Source organism: Streptomyces litmocidini (assembly GCF_014649755.1).
Lineage (GTDB): Bacteria > Actinomycetota > Actinomycetes > Streptomycetales > Streptomycetaceae > Streptomyces > Streptomyces litmocidini.
Map to the genome: position 1 here is coordinate 1 of NZ_BMTQ01000011.1, position 15,567 is coordinate 15,567.

15 protein-coding genes are annotated in these 15,567 nt (G+C 73.3%); 3 read left to right on the forward strand and 12 right to left on the reverse strand.

Annotated elements, in window-relative coordinates:
- Positions 1 to 203 precede the first annotated feature (203 nt).
- Positions 204 to 1,535, forward strand: a complete 1,332-nt coding sequence (locus IE180_RS22695; protein ID WP_190158781.1) for a UDP-glucose dehydrogenase family protein — start codon at positions 204 to 206, stop codon at positions 1,533 to 1,535.
- A 63-nt stretch (positions 1,536 to 1,598) separates the two neighbouring features.
- Here IE180_RS22695 and IE180_RS22700 read toward each other — a convergent pair whose 3' ends face one another.
- From IE180_RS22700 to IE180_RS22715, 4 genes are all read right to left on the reverse strand, one after another.
- Positions 1,599 to 2,594 carry a membrane dipeptidase gene (locus IE180_RS22700; RefSeq protein ID WP_190158782.1) on the reverse strand — a complete coding sequence of 332 codons (996 nt, stop codon included), beginning with the start codon at positions 2,592 to 2,594 and terminating at the stop codon, positions 1,599 to 1,601.
- Between the two features lie 157 nt (positions 2,595 to 2,751).
- The gene (locus tag IE180_RS22705) at positions 2,752 to 3,948 is read right to left on the reverse strand and encodes a dipeptidase (RefSeq protein WP_190158783.1); all 1,197 of its coding nucleotides are present in this window, start codon (positions 3,946 to 3,948) and stop codon (positions 2,752 to 2,754) included.
- Entirely contained in the window at positions 3,945 to 4,442 is a 498-nt protein-coding gene (gene purE, locus IE180_RS22710) for a 5-(carboxyamino)imidazole ribonucleotide mutase (RefSeq protein ID WP_190158784.1), read from the reverse strand. The genes IE180_RS22705 and purE overlap by 4 nt, the downstream gene beginning before the upstream one ends.
- A gap of 19 nt (positions 4,443 to 4,461) precedes the next feature.
- Entirely contained in the window at positions 4,462 to 5,601 is a 1,140-nt protein-coding gene (locus tag IE180_RS22715) for a 5-(carboxyamino)imidazole ribonucleotide synthase (protein WP_190158785.1), read from the reverse strand.
- Positions 5,602 to 5,799: 198 nt separating this feature from the next.
- Between IE180_RS22715 and IE180_RS22720 the strand changes: the two genes are divergently transcribed.
- Positions 5,800 to 6,315: a GtrA family protein gene (locus IE180_RS22720; protein ID WP_190158786.1), complete on the forward strand. Its 516-nt coding sequence runs from the start codon at positions 5,800 to 5,802 to the stop codon at positions 6,313 to 6,315.
- Between the two features lie 20 nt (positions 6,316 to 6,335).
- On the opposite strand, the gene IE180_RS22725 is transcribed toward IE180_RS22720, so the two are convergent.
- Positions 6,336 to 7,607 carry a sensor histidine kinase gene (locus IE180_RS22725; RefSeq protein WP_190158787.1) on the reverse strand — a complete coding sequence of 424 codons (1,272 nt, stop codon included), beginning with the start codon at positions 7,605 to 7,607 and terminating at the stop codon, positions 6,336 to 6,338.
- 184 nt (positions 7,608 to 7,791) lie between these two features.
- Entirely contained in the window at positions 7,792 to 8,469 is a 678-nt protein-coding gene (locus tag IE180_RS22730; protein ID WP_041129540.1) for a response regulator transcription factor, read from the reverse strand.
- 425 nt (positions 8,470 to 8,894) lie between these two features.
- Here IE180_RS22730 and IE180_RS22735 point away from each other — a divergent pair, with 425 nt between their 5' ends.
- A complete protein-coding gene (locus IE180_RS22735; RefSeq protein WP_190158788.1) occupies positions 8,895 to 10,415 on the forward strand; it encodes a peptide MFS transporter in 1,521 nt (506 codons plus the stop codon).
- Positions 10,416 to 10,478: 63 nt separating this feature from the next.
- On the opposite strand, the gene IE180_RS22740 is transcribed toward IE180_RS22735, so the two are convergent.
- The 6 genes from IE180_RS22740 to IE180_RS22765 all read right to left on the reverse strand — a co-directional run bounded on the left by IE180_RS22740 (position 10,479) and on the right by IE180_RS22765 (position 15,551).
- On the reverse strand, positions 10,479 to 11,936 hold the full coding sequence (locus tag IE180_RS22740; RefSeq protein WP_190158789.1) for a hypothetical protein: 1,458 nt from the start codon (positions 11,934 to 11,936) through the stop codon (positions 10,479 to 10,481).
- A gap of 14 nt (positions 11,937 to 11,950) precedes the next feature.
- Positions 11,951 to 13,009 (reverse strand): hypothetical protein, encoded by a 1,059-nt coding sequence (locus tag IE180_RS22745; protein WP_190158790.1) that lies wholly within the window; start codon positions 13,007 to 13,009, stop codon positions 11,951 to 11,953.
- Positions 13,006 to 13,851 carry a COG1470 family protein gene (locus tag IE180_RS22750; RefSeq protein WP_190158791.1) on the reverse strand — a complete coding sequence of 282 codons (846 nt, stop codon included), beginning with the start codon at positions 13,849 to 13,851 and terminating at the stop codon, positions 13,006 to 13,008. Before IE180_RS22750 ends, IE180_RS22745 begins: the two co-directional genes overlap by 4 nt.
- Positions 13,851 to 14,555, reverse strand: a complete 705-nt coding sequence (locus IE180_RS22755) for a peptidase (protein WP_190158985.1) — start codon at positions 14,553 to 14,555, stop codon at positions 13,851 to 13,853. The genes IE180_RS22750 and IE180_RS22755 overlap by 1 nt, the downstream gene beginning before the upstream one ends.
- Positions 14,556 to 14,674: 119 nt before the next feature.
- Positions 14,675 to 15,094 carry an ATP-binding protein gene (locus IE180_RS22760; protein WP_190158792.1) on the reverse strand — a complete coding sequence of 140 codons (420 nt, stop codon included), beginning with the start codon at positions 15,092 to 15,094 and terminating at the stop codon, positions 14,675 to 14,677.
- Between the two features lie 88 nt (positions 15,095 to 15,182).
- On the reverse strand, positions 15,183 to 15,551 hold the full coding sequence (locus tag IE180_RS22765; RefSeq protein ID WP_190158793.1) for an STAS domain-containing protein: 369 nt from the start codon (positions 15,549 to 15,551) through the stop codon (positions 15,183 to 15,185).
- Positions 15,552 to 15,567: the final 16 nt, after the last annotated feature.

Below are 15,567 nucleotides of genomic sequence, written 5' to 3' on the forward strand. Positions count from 1 at the left end.
AGGGCACGCACCGACTCCCGGAGCATGTCGTGCTCCTCCGAGGGCCGATAGAGGTCGAAATCAGTCGAACCCGCCACGCTCATTCACTCCCACGCTTGCTAACTACCGTTAAGTAACCCAAATGGTAGGGCGTGACCGGGCCCCGTACCAGGGCCCGACTATGCTCGGGCAGGCATTCCGCCCGACGTTCCCTGGAGTCCCGCATGGCCCTCAAGATCACCGTGATCGGCACCGGCTACCTCGGCGCCACCCACGCCGCGGCCATGGCGGAGCTGGGCTTCGAGGTGCTCGGCCTGGACGTCGTCCCCGAGAAGATCGAGACGCTGTCCGCCGGACGCGTCCCGATGTACGAGCCGGGCCTGGAGGATCTCCTCGCGAAGCACGTGGCCGGCATCGAGGGGTCGAGCGGCCGGCTGCGCTTCACCACCTCCTGGGAGGAGGTCGGCGCCTTCGGCGACGTGCACTTCGTCTGCGTGAACACCCCGCAGAAGCACGGCGAGTACGCCTGCGACATGAGCTACGTGGACGCCGCCTTCGCCTCCCTCGCCGGGGTCGTCCGCGCCGGGGCCCTGGTCGTCGGCAAGTCGACCGTGCCGGTCGGCTCGGCCGAACGCCTCGCCGCCCTGCTGCCCGAAGGCGTCGACCTCGCCTGGAACCCGGAGTTCCTGCGGGAGGGCTTCGCCGTCCAGGACACCCTGCGCCCGGACCGGATCGTGGTCGGCGTGCGCGGCTCCGGCGAGCGGGCCGAGAAGACGCTCCGCGAGGTGTACGCGGGCCCCGTCGGCGAGGGCACGCCGTTCGTGGTGACCGACTTCCCCACGGCCGAACTGGTGAAGACGGCCGCCAACTCCTTCCTCGCCACCAAGATCTCCTTCATCAACGCGATGGCCGAGGTCTGCGAGGCCGCCGGCGGCGACGTCGCCAAGCTCGCGGAGGCCATCGGCCACGACGACCGGATCGGCGCCAAGTTCCTGCGCGCCGGCATCGGCTTCGGCGGCGGCTGCCTCCCGAAGGACATCCGGGCCTTCATGGCCCGCGCGGGCGAGCTGGGCGCCGACCAGGCCCTGACCTTCCTCCGCGAGATCGACTCGATCAACATGCGGCGGCGCGGCCAGATGGTCGAGATGGCCCGCGAGGCCCTCGGCGGCACCACCTTCCTGGGCCGCCGGGTCGCCGTGCTCGGCGCCACCTTCAAGCCGGACTCGGACGACGTCCGCGACTCCCCCGCCCTGAACGTGGCCGGCCAGATACACCTCCAGGGCGGCCAGGTGACCGTCTACGACCCGAAGGGCATGGAGAACGCCCGCCGGGTCTTCCCCACCCTCGGCTACGCCTCCTCCGCCCTGGAGGCGGTGCGCGGGGCGGACGTGGTGCTGCACCTGACCGAGTGGCGCGAGTTCCGCGAGCTCGACCCGGCGGAGCTGGCCGGGGTCGCCGCGGCGCGGGTGCTCCTCGACGGCCGCAACGCCCTCGACGGCGAGCGGTGGCGGGCGGCCGGCTGGACGTACCGGGCGATGGGCCGCCCGACCGCCTGACGCACGGGAGAACGCGAGAGGGGCGCGCCGCCCGGCGGTGCGCCCCTCTCCCGTACGCACGGTTCAGGCCGCGGCCCGCCGGATCCGGTTCGTCCGGGACAGGAACTCCGTCTCCCGCAGCGCCCGGGTGGCGTTGGCGTGGGCGAGGCCGACCAGTTCCTGCGCGGTCCAGCCCCGGCGGAACAGCTCGGCGAAGAGCGGCACGTAGCCGACGGCCGGGGCGGTGGCGCGGGAGACGCCGACGCACTGCGGGCCCGCCGCCTCCCGTACCCGGTCGAGGGCGTCGGCGGCGGCCGCCGGGTCCTCGGTGACGGTGACCATGAGGACGGCGCCGTTCCCGCCGAGGAGCCGCAGGACGTCGTCCGGCAGGGCCTCCGGGGCCGCCCTGGTCAGCAGGGCGGGGGCGCGGGTGACCGCGAGGGCGCTGCGGACCGTGTCCGGGTCGGCGCCGGAGAGGTCCACGGCCAGTCCGATGCGGTTCATCTCCCGTACGGCGCCGCGGGCGAAGCGGTCGAAGCGGGTGAGGTTCACGGCCCGTACGCCCAGGGCGTGGTAGGCCCGCAGCGTGGCGGCCGAGCCGCCGAGGGCCGACCAGCCGACCGGACCGAGCAGGGCGGCGACGCGGCCGCAGTTGCGGGCGTCGGCCAGCTCGGAGGAGGTGTGCGCGAGGCGCAGGTCCTCGGGGCAGGTGGCGACGAGGGTGCGGACCGAGTCGATCCGCCGCAGGGTCCCGACGACGCCCTCGTCCTCCTCGACGTGCAGGGACCAGAGCTGGGCCCCGGCCTCCGGGGCGCGGACGGGCGGCAGGTCCTCGGGGTCGAGGGACTCGGGAAGCTCGGTGTGCCCCTCGGTGACGGGCTGGGCGGCCAGCAGGGCGCGGGCCCGGGCCGTCTCGTCGAGCGGCGGGGAAGCCGTCCCGTCGAGCGATGGGGAAGCCGTCCCGTCGAGCGGCGGGGAAGCCGTCCCGTCGAGCGGCGGGGACGGGTCCCGGGGCGTGGTCACGCCTGCGGCGGGAGGGACGGTGGAGAGGGTGGGATGGTCGTCTAGCAGTTCCGCCATGGTGCGACTCCGGACTCGGCGATGCGCTACCGCCCCGCCGAGCGCGGCGGGGCGGCACCGTCCACCGTGCCACCGGCCCCCTCGGGGGGCTCGGCGGGCTGGACCGTCCGGGTGAGGACCGCCGGGGCCCGCCGGGCCCCGGTCCGCCGGACGGGCCCTACGGAGCGTCGAGCGCGTCGATCGTCGCGTTCGACGGGGCCGTGCGGGCCTTCAGGTCGCGGGAGACCGCTTCCGCGTCCCTCAGGACGCGGACCGCGTTGGACCAGGTCAGCTTGGTCAGGTCCGGGCGGGACCAGCCGCGGTGCAGGAGCTCCGCGATCAGGTTCGGGTAGCCGGCGACGTCGTCGAGACCGGCCGGCGTGAAGGCCGTGCCGTCGTAGTCGCCGCCGATGCCGATGTGGTCGACGCCGGCGACCTCGCGCATGTGGTCGAGGTGGTCGGCGACCGTCGCGGCGGTGGCGATCGGGCGGGGGTTCGCCTCCTCGAAGGCGCGGTGCAGCCGCATCGCCTCGGGGGTGGTGTCGAGGTGGTCGAAGCCGTGCGCCCGGAGGTTGTCGTCGGCCCGGGCCGTCCACTCGACCGCCGCGGGGAGGATGAACTTGGGCACGAAGGTGGCCATCGCGACGCCGCCGTTCCCGGGCAGCCGCTCCAGGACGTCGTCCGGGACGTTCCGCGGGTGGTCGCAGACCGCGCGGGACGAGGAGTGCGAGAAGATCACCGGCGCCGCCGTGGCGTCGAGCGCGTCCCGCATCGTCGTCGCGGCGACGTGCGAGAGGTCGACCAGCATGCCGGAGCGGTTCATCTCGCGGACGACCTGCCGGCCGAAGGCGGAGAGTCCGCCGACGCCGGGCTCGTCGGTCGCCGAGTCCGCCCAGTCGGTGTTGTCGTTGTGCGTGAGCGTCATGTAGCGCACGCCGAGGGCGTGCAGCGCGCGCAGGGTGGCGAGGGAGTTGTTGATCGAGTGGCCGCCCTCGGCGCCCTTGAGGGAGGCGATGCGGCCCTGCTTCCGGGCCGCCTCCATGTCGTCCGCCGTGAGGGCGGGGGCGAGGTCGGCGGCGTACCGGTCGAGGAGCTGGTCGACGACGTCGATCTGCTCCAGGGTCGCGCTGACCGCGTCGTCCCCGGCCAGCCGGCAGGACACGTACACCGACCAGAACTGGGCGCCGACGCCGCCGGCCCGGAGCCGGGCGAGGTCGGTGTGGAGCGCGCCGGTCTGGTCCGCGCCGATGTCCATCCGGTCCAGGTCGTAGCGCACGTGCTCGCGCAGCGCCCACGGGAGGTCGTTGTGGCCGTCGACGACGGGGTGGCCCGCGAGCAGCTCGCGGGCCTCCTCCAGACGGTCGGCCGCGCTCACCTGGCGAAGCCGAAGGACTCCGCGCCCTCGACCTTGGCCCGCAGGCGCTTGCCCTTCTCGGTGGCCTGGTCGTTGAGCTCCCGCTGGAACTCGGTCATCCGGGCGAGCAGCCCGGGGTCGTGGGCGGCGAGCATCCGGGCCGCGAGCAGGCCCGCGTTGCGCGCGCCGGCGACGGAGACCGTGGCGACGGGGACGCCGGCCGGCATCTGCACGATGGAGAGCAGCGAGTCCATGCCGTCGAGGTACTTCAGCGGCACCGGCACGCCGATGACGGGCAGCGGGGTGACGGAGGCGAGCATGCCCGGGAGGTGGGCGGCGCCGCCGGCGCCCGCGATGATCGCCTTGAGGCCGCGGCCCGCGGCCTCCTCGCCGTACGCGATCATCTCGCGCGGCATCCGGTGCGCGGAGACGACGTCGACCTCGTACGGGATCTCGAACTCGTCCAGGGCCTGCGCCGCGGCCTCCATCACGGGCCAGTCGGAGTCGGATCCCATGACGATGCCAATGAGCGGATTACTCAACGATCGTTCCTCGCAGATAGCCGGCGGCGTGACGGGCGCGCTCCAGCACGTCGTCGAGGTCGTCGCCGTAGGTGTTGACGTGGCCCACCTTGCGACCGGGCTTCACGTCCTTGCCGTACATGTGGATCTTGAGCTGCGGGTCCCTGGCCATGCAGTGCAGGTACGCGGAGTACATGTCCGGGTAGTCGCCGCCCAGGACATTGCACATCACGGTCCACGGCGCGCGCGGACGCGGATCGCCGAGGGGCAGGTCGAGAACCGCCCGGACGTGGTTGGCGAACTGCGAGGTGACCGCCCCGTCCTGGGTCCAGTGGCCGGAGTTGTGCGGGCGCATCGCCAGTTCGTTGACGAGGATGCGGCCGTCCTTCGTCTGGAACAGCTCGACGGCGAGGTGGCCGACGACGCCCAGCTCCTTGGCGATCCGCAGGGCCAGCTCCTGCGCCTGCCCCGCGAGCTCCTCGTCGAGGCCGGGCGCGGGCGCGATGACCGTGTCGCAGACGCCGTCGACCTGGCGGGACTCGACGACGGGGTAGGCGACGGCCTGGCCGTGCGGGGAGCGGACGATGTTCGCCGCGAGCTCGCGGACGAAGTCGACCTTCTCCTCGGCGAGGACCGGGACCCCGGCGCGGAAGGGGTCGTGGGCGTCCTCGGGCGTGCGGACGAACCAGACGCCCTTGCCGTCGTAGCCGCCGCGCACGGTCTTCAGGATGATCGGGAAACCGCCGACCTCGGCCGCGAAGGCCGCGGCGTCGGCCGGGTCGGCCACGATGCGGTGCCGGGGGCTGGGCGCGCCGATCTCGTCGAGCCGCGCGCGCATCACCCCCTTGTCCTGCGCGTGCACGAGGGCCTCGCGGCCGGGGCGGATGACGACGCCGTCCGCCTCCAGGGCCGCCAGGTGCTCCGCGGGCACGTGCTCGTGATCGAAGGTGATCACGTCGCAGCCGCGCGCGAAGTCACGCAGCGTGTCCAGGTCGCGGTAGTCGCCCAGGACGACCTCGCTCACCACCTGGGCCGCGGAGTCCTGCGGGGTGTCGCTGAGGAGCTTGAACTTGATGCCGAGGGGGATACCCGCCTCGTGGGTCATACGGGCGAGCTGCCCGCCTCCGACCATGCCTACTACGGGGAACGTCACCCTCTTAGGGTATCCGCACCATCGGGGAACACTCGTCCGGCTGTGCTTTGGCACAAGCTCCGAGTGGGTAGGACATGCCCGGGAAACGGGTTGTCCACAGGTTTTCGAGCTACACGGGCGGGTGACAGGGGCCCTGGTTAGCATGGATGGGTTGACGTCGCCCGGACGTCATCCGGACGGACGGACACAGCGATCACCATGAGCGAACCCGGCGCACTGCGTACGCGACTCGAGGGGCTCGTCCGCGAGGTCGCCAAGTTCGGTGCCGTGGGGGCCGTCGGCGTCCTGGTCGACCTCGGCGTGTTCAACCTCGTCCGTCACTTCACGGAGCTGCCGGTCGTGCGGGCGAGCATCGTCGCCACCGTGGTGGCGATCGTGTTCAACTACCTCGGCTTCCGGTACTTCACCTACCGGGACCGGGACAAGAGCAGCCGCACCAAGGAACTGGTGCTCTTCCTCCTCTTCAGCCTGGTCGGCCTGGTGATCCAGAACGGCCTGCTGTACGCGGCGACGTACGGCTTCGGCTGGGACACCCCGCTGCAGAGCAACTTCTTCAAGTTCTTCGGCATCGGCGTCGCGACCCTGTTCCGCTTCTGGTCGTACCGCACGTGGGTGTTCCGCGCACTGCCGGCGAAGGAGGCCGTGCAGACCGCCGAATCGTTCCTGGAGAAGACCCCCCGGCAGGCGGTCCGCCGCCAGCCGGACCACGTCTGACCCGCCCTTCCGGCGAGGTCCTACCGCACGGGGCGCTCCTGCGGCTCCGTCGTGACGCTCCTGACCTCGCGGCTCAGGAAGAGAGCGAAGACCGGCGGCTGCTGCTGGAGCAGTTCGAGACGGCCGCCGTCCGCCTCCGCCAGGTCCCGGGCCACCGCGAGGCCGATCCCCGTCGAGCTGCGCCCGCTCACCGCCCGCTCGAAGATCCTCGCGCCGAGGTCGGCGGGGACGCCCGGGCCCTCGTCGGTGACCTCGATCACCGACTGGTTGCCGGTGACGCGGGTGCGCAGGGCGACCGTGCCGCCGCCGTGCATGAGCGAGTTCTCGATCAGGGCGGCGAGGACCTGGGCGACCGCGCCCGGGGTGCCGACCGCCCGCATGCCCTGCTTGCCGGAGTGCACGATGGCCCGCCCCGCGCTGCGGTAGGCCGGGCGCCACTCCTCGATCTGCTGCTTGATGACCTCGTCGAGGTCGAAGGCGACGGCGGAGCCGGTGCGGGGGTCCCGGGCGTTGGTGAGGAGCCGCTCGACGACGTCCGTGAGCCGCTCGACCTGGGTGAGCGCGATCGTCGCCTCCTCCCTGACCGTGCCGAGGTCGTCGGCCATGGAGACCTCCTCCAGGCGCATGGAGAGCGCGGTGAGGGGCGTACGGAGCTGGTGGGAGGCGTCGGCGGCGAGCCGGCGCTCGGCGGTGAGCATCCGGGCGATGCGCTCGGCGGAGGCGTCGAGGACGTCCGCGACCCGGTCCAGCTCGGGCACCCCGTACCGCTTGTGCCGGGGCCGCGGGTCGCCGGAGCCGAGCCGCTCGGCGGTCTCGGCGAGGTCCGTGAGCGGGGACGCCAGCTTGTCGGCCTGCCGTACGGCGAGGAGGACGGCGGCGACGACCGCGAGCAGGGCCACCGCGCCGATGATCAGCAGGGTGCGGCCGACCTCGGCGGTCACCGCGGAGCGGGACTCCTCGACGACCACGGTCTCGCCGCGCTCGCCGTGGGCGGTGCCCCGGATGACCTCGCCGTCGGGGCGGACGCCGATCTCGATGGTGTCGCGGCCGGGGATGCCGATCCGGGCGTACCGCTTGGCGCCGCCCTGCTCGGCGAGGATGTCCGGATTGACCGGCTCGCCGCCGATGAGCCGGCTGTCGACGATGGAGACGAGCCTCAGCGCCTCCGAGTCCACGCTCTCCTGGGCGCTGCTGGAGATCGTGCGGGTCTCGACGGCGACCAGGGAGACGCCGAAGACCGCGATGACGACGAGGACGACGGCGAGCGTGGAGTTGATCAGGCGGCGGCGCACGGGCCCTCCGGGGGGTGCTGGGGGAATGCGGCGCCCCTGCGGTGCGGGTCCGGGCGCGGGAGGCGTCCCCGCGGTGCGGGTCCGGGCGCGGAGGCGCAGGCCCGGCAGGGGGCGCCGTCCCGTGCGCCCGCCCGTTCCGCCCTGCGGAACGATGGCCCACACGGGCGGGGGCGGGGGCGGCGGGCTAGCTCTTCTCGAAGCGGAAGCCGACTCCTCGGACCGTGGCGATGTAGCGGGGGTTCGCCGCGTCGTCGCCGAGCTTCTTGCGCAGCCAGGAGATGTGCATGTCGAGGGTCTTGGTGGAGGACCACCAGGTGGTGTCCCAGACCTCGCGCATCAGCTGGTCGCGGGTGACGACCCGGCCGGCGTCCCGGACCAGGACGCGGAGGAGGTCGAACTCCTTCGCGGTGAGCTGGAGCTCCTCGTCGCCCATCCAGGCGCGGTGCGACTCGACGTCGATCCGGACGCCGTGGGTCGCGGGGGCGGCGGCGGGCTCGGTGGAGCCGCGCCGGAGCAGGGCCCGGACGCGGGCGAGGAGCTCGGCGAGCCGGAAGGGCTTGGTGACGTAGTCGTCGGCGCCCGCGTCGAGCCCGACGACGGTGTCGACCTCGTCCGCGCGGGCGGTGAGGACCAGGATCGGGACCGTGTGGCCCTCGGCGCGCAGCCGGCGGGCGACCTCCAGGCCGTCCATGCCGGGCAGGCCCAGGTCGAGCACGACCAGGTCGACCCCGCCCTGGAGGCCGGCGTCGAGGGCGGTGGGGCCGTCCTCGCGGACCTCGACCTCGTACCCCTCTCTCCGCAGGGCGCGGGCCAGCGGTTCCGAGATGGATGCGTCGTCCTCGGCGAGCAGTACACGGGTCATGGGGTGATGGTAGTCCGCACGGCGCCCGGGCCGGGGCGGGATCCACCGGGCCCGAACGACCCCTGGGGATCTTGTGGGCATCCTACGGATGACCTTCGAAAGATCGCGTACGGTTCCCTCGTCACCTGTGATCCATCTCTCAAGTCCTTCCATATCCGACCCTGTCGTGTCGTATGGTGGCGATACGTCAGTAGCGGTAATCGGGGACCTTTGGCCAGCTTCGCGGCCCAGGGTCCTCTTTCTGCGTAGGGTCGGCCCGGCCGAGCCTGGAGACGGTGAAGACCTGTGGGCCGGGTCCCGGAGCGCGCACACGCGCCTGCCGGGGCGTGGATCCCGGCGGAGTCCCTCGACCCCGCCGGTGCCGGCCTCCCCCACCGGGCGCATCACGCTCACAAGGCGTGCGTCCCGACAGAGCAAGGATCGACATGGCGTCCAGCCTGACGACGACTTCGACCGGAACCTCTGGTTCCGAGAAGACGTTCTTCGGCCACCCCCGTGGTCTGGCCACCCTCTTCATGACCGAGATGTGGGAGCGCTTCTCCTACTACGGCATGCGGGCCCTTCTCGTTCTGTACCTGGTCTCGGGCGGCGCGGACGCGGCGACCGGCAGCCAGGGTGGCGGCCTCGCCATGACGGCGGCCACGTCGACGGCCATCTACTCGGTGTACGTCTCGATGGTCTACCTGATGGCCATGCCCGGCGGCTGGTTCGGCGACCGCGTCTGGGGCGCCCGCAAGACCGTCACCATCGCCGGTTTCGTGATCATGGCCGGTCACGCCTCGCTGGCCCTCCCCGGTCAGGCGATGTTCTTCGTCGGCCTGGCGCTGGTCGCCGTCGGCTCCGGTCTGCTCAAGGCCAACATCTCCACGATGGTCGGCCACCTCTACGACGGCCCGGACGACCCGCGCCGCGACGGCGGCTTCACGCTCTTCTACGTCGGCATCAACCTCGGTGCCTTCGTGGCGCCGTTCGTGGTCGGCACCGTCGGCGAGAAGGTCAACTGGCACCTCGGCTTCGCGCTCGCCGCGCTGGGCATGGGCGTCGGCCTGGTCCAGTTCCTCTTCGGCACGAAGCACCTCAGCGCGAAGAGCACCATCGTCCCGAACCCGCTCTCCCCGGCCGAGCGCAAGGGCATCCTCGTCAAGGTCGCGCTCGTCGTCGTGCTCGCCGCCGCCTTCTACGGCGTCGTCGTCGCCCTCGGCATGTACACCCTGAACTGGGCGCTCGTCCCGATCACCCTCGCCGGTCTGATCATCCCGATCGCCGTCCTCGTCCGCATCAAGCGCGACAAGGACCTGGACCGCACCGAGCAGTCGAAGATGACCGGCTACATCTGGTTCTTCGTCGCCGCCGCCGTCTTCTGGATGATCTACGACCAGGGCGGCTCGACCCTGTCGCTGTTCGCGGACGACAAGACCGCCGACACCGTCTTCGGCTTCGGCTTCCCGGCCACCTGGTACCAGTCGCTGAACCCGCTGTTCGTCATGGCGCTGGCCCCGGTCTTCGCCTGGCTGTGGCTGTGGCTGGCCCGCAAGAACCAGGAGCCGAACACCATCGTGAAGTTCACGATGGGCCTGGTCCTGGTCGGCGCGTCCTTCTTCGTCTTCATCGTCCCGATGAACATGGCGGGCGACGGCACCAAGGTCTCCCCGATGTGGCTGGTCACGATCTACATGATCCAGACCATCGGTGAGCTGTGCCTCTCCCCCGTCGGCCTCTCCGTCACGACGAAGATGGCGCCGCAGAAGTACGCCTCCCAGATGATGGGCGTCTGGTTCCTCGCCGTCACCGCCGGTGACTGCGCCACGGGCCTGCTCTCGCTGGCCGGCGTCGACCTGAACGGCACCGGGATCATCGCGCTGGAGGCCGCGCTGGCCGTCCTCGCGGGCTTCGCGATCTACATGTACCGCAAGAAGGTCCAGAGCCTCATGGGCAGCGTCCACTGACGTCACCCGCCCGCACGGAGGGCCCGTCGCACCGCACCGGTGCGACGGGCCCTCCGTCGTTCCTCACCGCCTGAGGCGCGCCCAGGGGGTGAAGGTGAAGACCGCGCCGCCGACCAGGACGACCGTGCCCGCGACGAGGGCGAGGGCGCGCAGGGCCCCGTCGTCGTCCGCGCCGGTGTGGGCGAGGTTCCCGCCGTCGGAGCCGCCGGAGCCGGACCCGGAGGAGCCCGAGGCGGCGCTCGTGTCCGTCCCGCCGTCGGAGCCTCCGGAGGCGCCGCCGGCCTGCTTGCTGGTGTCCAGCGTCAGGGAGGCCTGTACGGCGCCCTTGACCTGGCAGGGGATGACGATCGGCGAACCGCCGAGCGAGACGCTGATGGTGAGCGCGCCGGGTCCGAGGGTGGACCTGCCCGTCGCCCCCGGGACGTAGGTGCCCTTCATGTCGGGCAGGTCGACCGGCTTGCCCGCTTCGAGGGGGGCCGCGTTGGCGGGGCCGGTGACCTTCACCGTTCCGCTGTCGGCACCGCCGAGCCTGACCTCCATGGACGGCTTGAGGGCGCCGGCGGGCAGGGCCGCCGGGCTGTCCATGACGCCCTTGGCGGTCTTGACCGTGAGGTCGTAGCCGTTGCCGCTCCTCCTGGCGTCGATCGTCACCTTGGAGGCGATCGAGGCGGGGCCGGGGGGCCGGCAGGAGAACTGGACCGCGACCTGCTTGCCGGGGAAGTCGGTCCGCCCGCCGGAGCCGCCGGAGCTTCCACCGGTGTCGCCTCCGGTGGCGGTGGTGCCACCCGCCGTCGCACTCGTACCGCCGGACGTGGTGGTCGAGCCGCCGGACGCCGTCGTACCGCCCGACGCGGTCGTCGTGCCGCCGGACGCCGTCGTACCGCCCGACGCGGTCGTCGTGCCGCCCGAGGTCGAGGAGCCGCCCGACGCCGTCGCACCACCGGACGCGGTGGAGCCGCCCGACGTCGTCGCACCGCCGCCGGAGGTCGAGGAGCCGTCCGTGACCTTGATCGTCGCGCCGACCGGCACCGTCTCCTTCGGGGAGCACTTGGTGTCCGTCGACAGGGGCTTGGAGACGTTGATCGTGTACTTGCCGGGCGTCAGCGTGATCTCGCCCGCCTTCTCCAGCTTCAGCCTTCCCTTCATGTCGGGCAGGACCATCGGGGAGTTCTTGGGGATCGGCGGGTTCTGCCGAGGTCCCTCCATCGTGACGGTCCCGCTCCCCGCGCCGCCGACGGTGAGGACGCCGGTCGGCTTCACCGTGTCCTTGTCGAGGTCGAGCACGTCGGGGTTCTTCGAGGCGGCCTGGACCGTCTTCCAGACGATCTCGACCTCGTCGCCGACCTCGGCCTCCGCCGGTGCGGTGATCAGCACCTTCGTCGTGCCCCGCACGGGCGGAAGGCCCGAGATCGACGGCGGGACGCACTCCGTCGCGTAACCCACCTCGGCGGCCCGGGCGGGGCCGGCGGCACCCAGGATCCCCGCGCCGCCGAGCATCAGCGCGACTCCGGCCGCGCTCATCCTCCGTTGCGTACTCACACCTGTCCCTTCGTCGTCGGGCTGCTGCTCTCTGGCGCTGACGGTGCGGAGTCAGGGCTGAACCACGGCAGGGCCGCGGTCGTCTCCCCGTCCCCCGGAGCGGGGGCGGAAGCGGGTGTACGGGCCGGGGCGCGACGGCGTCCGCGCGGCCCCGTCCGGGTCCTGGGGGCCGGGGCCCGGCCGGCCCCGGAAGCGGGCCGCGCGCGGTCGACCACGGCCATGCCGATCCGGAACAGCGCGGCGGGCACCACGACGGCGAGGAGCGCCCAGAAGAGGATCACGCCCCAGGGCCTGCCGACGCCCCACGGCTGCTCGACGAGGACCTTGCCCGCGTACCTCACGGAGACCTGGTAGTCACCGTGCGCGCCGGCCGTGAGCTCGACGGGGAGGCGGATCAGGGCCTTCTCGCCGGGGGCGATCGTGCCGCGCCACTGGCGTTCCTCGTACTGGGGGGCGAAGACGCCGTGGCTGGTGCCGACCTGGAAGACCGGGTCCTTGACGGGGGCCGGGCCGAGGTTGCCGACGGTGAAGACGACCTCACGGTGCGGGGGCGCCCCGAACCGGACGAGGAGCCCGCTGGAACCGTCGAGCCGGACGGCGGCGAGGACGGCGAGGCGGCCGTCGCCGGAGGCCTCGGGGAGCGGGGCCGTGGGGTGGCCGGCGACCGTGAACTCCTTGTCGACGGCGTCCTGTTGTCCGGTGACCCCGGCGACGTGCACCACGCAGGGACAGGGCTTGGGCGGTTCGGCGACGGGGAGCTTCGCGCTGAACGCGCCCCTGGCGTCGACGGTGGCGGCCCGGCCCTCGGCGTTGGCGCAGGAGTTGGTGCCGCCGATGACGCCCTTGCCGGGGGCGCCCTGGCCGCAGATCAGGAGCATGAGCAGCGCGCCGGGCTTCCAGCCGCTGCCGCTGACGGTGATCTCGCCGCCCTTGCCGCCCTCCGTCTCGGAGAGCTCGACCACCGGCCCCGGGGCCGCCGTCGCCGCGGGGGCGGCGGGCAGCAGGACGAGGGCGAGGGCGGCGAGGAGGGCGGCGGCCGTACGGATCGTCCTCATGGTGCCTCCGGCGCCGGCTGGGTACGGGTCTTTCCGCGCCGTCGTACCGCGTACCCGGCTCCGGCCGCCGCCGCCGCGACGAGCAGTCCGGCCGCTCCCGCCGGCGCGGGGCCCGGGACGAAGGCGGCTTCGGCGCGGGCGGTGGCGGGGGCGGCGCCCGGTGCGGTGGCCGTCAGCCGCACGGTGACGGAGTCGAGGGCGGGCGGGTCGGGCCAGGGTTCGGTCCGGGCGGCCCGCTCGCCGGGGCGCAGGGTGAGCGGCAGGGGGCGGTCCGGTCGGTCGAGGAGGGTGCCGAGGAGTCCCTCGGCGTGGACCGCGAGGCGCGGGGCGAGGACCGTGGTGCCGCGGTTGACCAGGGTGTAGCGGAGGTCGCCGGTGGCCTCGTCGACGTGGACGTCCTCGACGGTGAGGGCGGCGAGGCGCGGTCCGCTGACCCGTAGCCGCAGGTCGACGCGGACCTCCCGGCCGGCGGCCGAGGCCCGGACGGTGCCGCGGTGTTCGCCGGGCGGGGTGTCCGCGGTGACGGTCACGGCGAAGGGCACGTCGGCCCGGGTCCCGGCGGGCACGCGCACGGTCGGCGCGGCGAAGGACACCGGGGCGCCCTGGCCGCTGAGACGGACGGTGAGGGGCGCGGTGCCGGGGTTGGTGACCGACAGGGTGTCCTGGAGGACGCTGCCCGCCGGGCCCTCCAGGTAGGCGTACGGCCGTCCGGCGGCGGGCGCCGCCGTCCAGTCCCCGGCGCCGGGCGGCGCCGCCGCCACCGCGCCGAGGAGGGCGAGGGCGGCGGCGACGAGCCCCGAGGGGCGCGCCGGCCGGCGGCCGGCGCGGTCCGCCGTCCGCATCAGCGTGCCGTGCGCCGCGTGAGCCAGAGGACTCCGGCGGCGCCGGTCAGCAGGACGGTGCCGCCGAGGGTGCCGAGCGCCGGGGCGGAGTCCAGCGGGCCGGTCCTGGGCAGCTCGCCGCCGGAGCCCCCGGAGCCCCCGGAGCCGTCGGCGGGCGGCGGGGCGGCGTCACCGGGGTCTCCGCCGGAGACCCCGGTGACCTGGAGTTCCAGCGACGGCTTCGGGTTGTTCTTCGGCGTGCAGACGGCCGCGTCCATGCCGAGGGCGTGCACGGTGAGGGTGCCTGCCGTGAAGGTGACCCTGCCGTCCTTCTTCGGGGTGAACGTGCCGGTCAGCGTGCCGATCCTGATCGGGGTGTCGGGCGGGACGGCGGCCGTGTTGGGCGTTCCCGTGACCTTCACCGTGCCGCTCGCGTCCCCGCCGAGGACGAGCTCGGCGCGCGGGGTCATGACGCCCTTGGGGAGCTCGACCGGGCTGTCGGAGACCCCTTTGTCGAACGACATGGTGATCGTGTAGGCGCTGCCGCTCTTCACGGCCTTGACGTCGACGGGCGAGACGGCGTCCTTGGGGCCGATCTTCGTCTCGCAGGCGTAGTTCACGTCGACGACGGCCGCGCGGGCGGCCGGTGCTCCGGCCAGCACGGTCGCGCCCGCCACCGCGGCCGCCGCCGTGAGCGCGGCGGCCGTTCTCCTCCGGTTCGGCACCTTGGACACCCCGAGCACCCCTCACCGCAACGTAACTGACGGTCTTTCAGATCGGCCGTCAAGGTACGCCCGGGGCCCCGAGGAGGGAAGGCAGGGGAACGGGTGGACTTGTGAAAGTCCTAGACGGGTGCGGCCAGTTCGGCCCAGACCGTCTTGCCGGGGGCCCCCGGGGTGCGGTCGATGCCCCAGTCCAGGCAGAGCCGCTGCACGATGAACATGCCGTGCCCGCCCGGCCGCCCGGACCGGTGCGGGGTGCGCGGCGCGGGCTGCCCGGCGCCGCGGTCGGTGACTTCGAGGCGGAGCGCCCGGGGCAGCCGCAGGACGCGCAGCTGTTCGGGGCCCTCGGCGTGCAGACAGGCGTTGGTGACCAGCTCGGAGACGACCAGCAGGACGTCCTCGGCGGCGGCCCGGCGGTCGGCGGTGGCGGCCGGCAGCCAGCCCCATTCGTGGAGCGCCGTCCGCGTGAAGTCGCGCGCGAGCGGCACGGTGCCGCTGGTCTCGCCGAGGGCGAGCGTACGGACGTCGGAAGCTTGGTCCATCAACGCTTCACCTCACCTATCGACGGGACGGAGGAGTGGGAATGTACGGGCGCCACCGGGGGTGGCCGAGCGGTCGTGCGAGGGGCGTTCAGTCCGGGAGGGCCGTGGCGAGCGTCTCGTGGACGGTGAAGACGGCGTCCGCGCCCGTGATGTGGAACACACGGGCCACCGCGGGCGGCATCGCCACCAGATGGACGCCCCCGCCGGCGGCGTCCGCCCTCAGCCGGGCGCCGAGCAGGACGTTGAGCCCGGTCGAGTCGCAGAACTCCAGGCCCGAGCAGTCGACGACGAGCCGCGCGCTACCCTCGTCGAGGGCGTCGTCCAGGGGCGCGCGCAGCAGGTCGGCGGTGTGGTGGTCGAGCTCACCGACGGGCGTGAGGAGCGTGCTCCCCGCCACGTCCCGGACCTCGACCCGCAGTCGCGCGGGCGGCGCGCTGCCGATGTGCTGGCGGTCCATGGCCGTGCCTCTTTCG

What these genes read in the sequence shown, in the direction of transcription:
- IE180_RS22695 (WP_190158781.1), top strand. Translation starts at nt 204, where the DNA reads ATGGCCCTCAAGATCACCGTGATCGGCACCGGCTACCTCGGCGCCACC.
- IE180_RS22765 (WP_190158793.1), bottom strand. Translation starts at nt 15,551, where the DNA reads ATGGACCGCCAGCACATCGGCAGCGCGCCGCCCGCGCGACTGCGGGTC.
- purE (WP_190158784.1), bottom strand. Translation starts at nt 4,442, where the DNA reads ATGGGATCCGACTCCGACTGGCCCGTGATGGAGGCCGCGGCGCAGGCC.
- IE180_RS22720 (WP_190158786.1), top strand. Translation starts at nt 5,800, where the DNA reads ATGAGCGAACCCGGCGCACTGCGTACGCGACTCGAGGGGCTCGTCCGC.
- IE180_RS22735 (WP_190158788.1), top strand. Translation starts at nt 8,895, where the DNA reads ATGGCGTCCAGCCTGACGACGACTTCGACCGGAACCTCTGGTTCCGAG.
- IE180_RS22750 (WP_190158791.1), bottom strand. Translation starts at nt 13,851, where the DNA reads ATGCGGACGGCGGACCGCGCCGGCCGCCGGCCGGCGCGCCCCTCGGGG.
- IE180_RS22745 (WP_190158790.1), bottom strand. Translation starts at nt 13,009, where the DNA reads ATGAGGACGATCCGTACGGCCGCCGCCCTCCTCGCCGCCCTCGCCCTC.
- IE180_RS22740 (WP_190158789.1), bottom strand. Translation starts at nt 11,936, where the DNA reads ATGAGCGCGGCCGGAGTCGCGCTGATGCTCGGCGGCGCGGGGATCCTG.
- IE180_RS22730 (WP_041129540.1), bottom strand. Translation starts at nt 8,469, where the DNA reads ATGACCCGTGTACTGCTCGCCGAGGACGACGCATCCATCTCGGAACCG.
- IE180_RS22700 (WP_190158782.1), bottom strand. Translation starts at nt 2,594, where the DNA reads ATGGCGGAACTGCTAGACGACCATCCCACCCTCTCCACCGTCCCTCCC.
- IE180_RS22760 (WP_190158792.1), bottom strand. Translation starts at nt 15,094, where the DNA reads ATGGACCAAGCTTCCGACGTCCGTACGCTCGCCCTCGGCGAGACCAGC.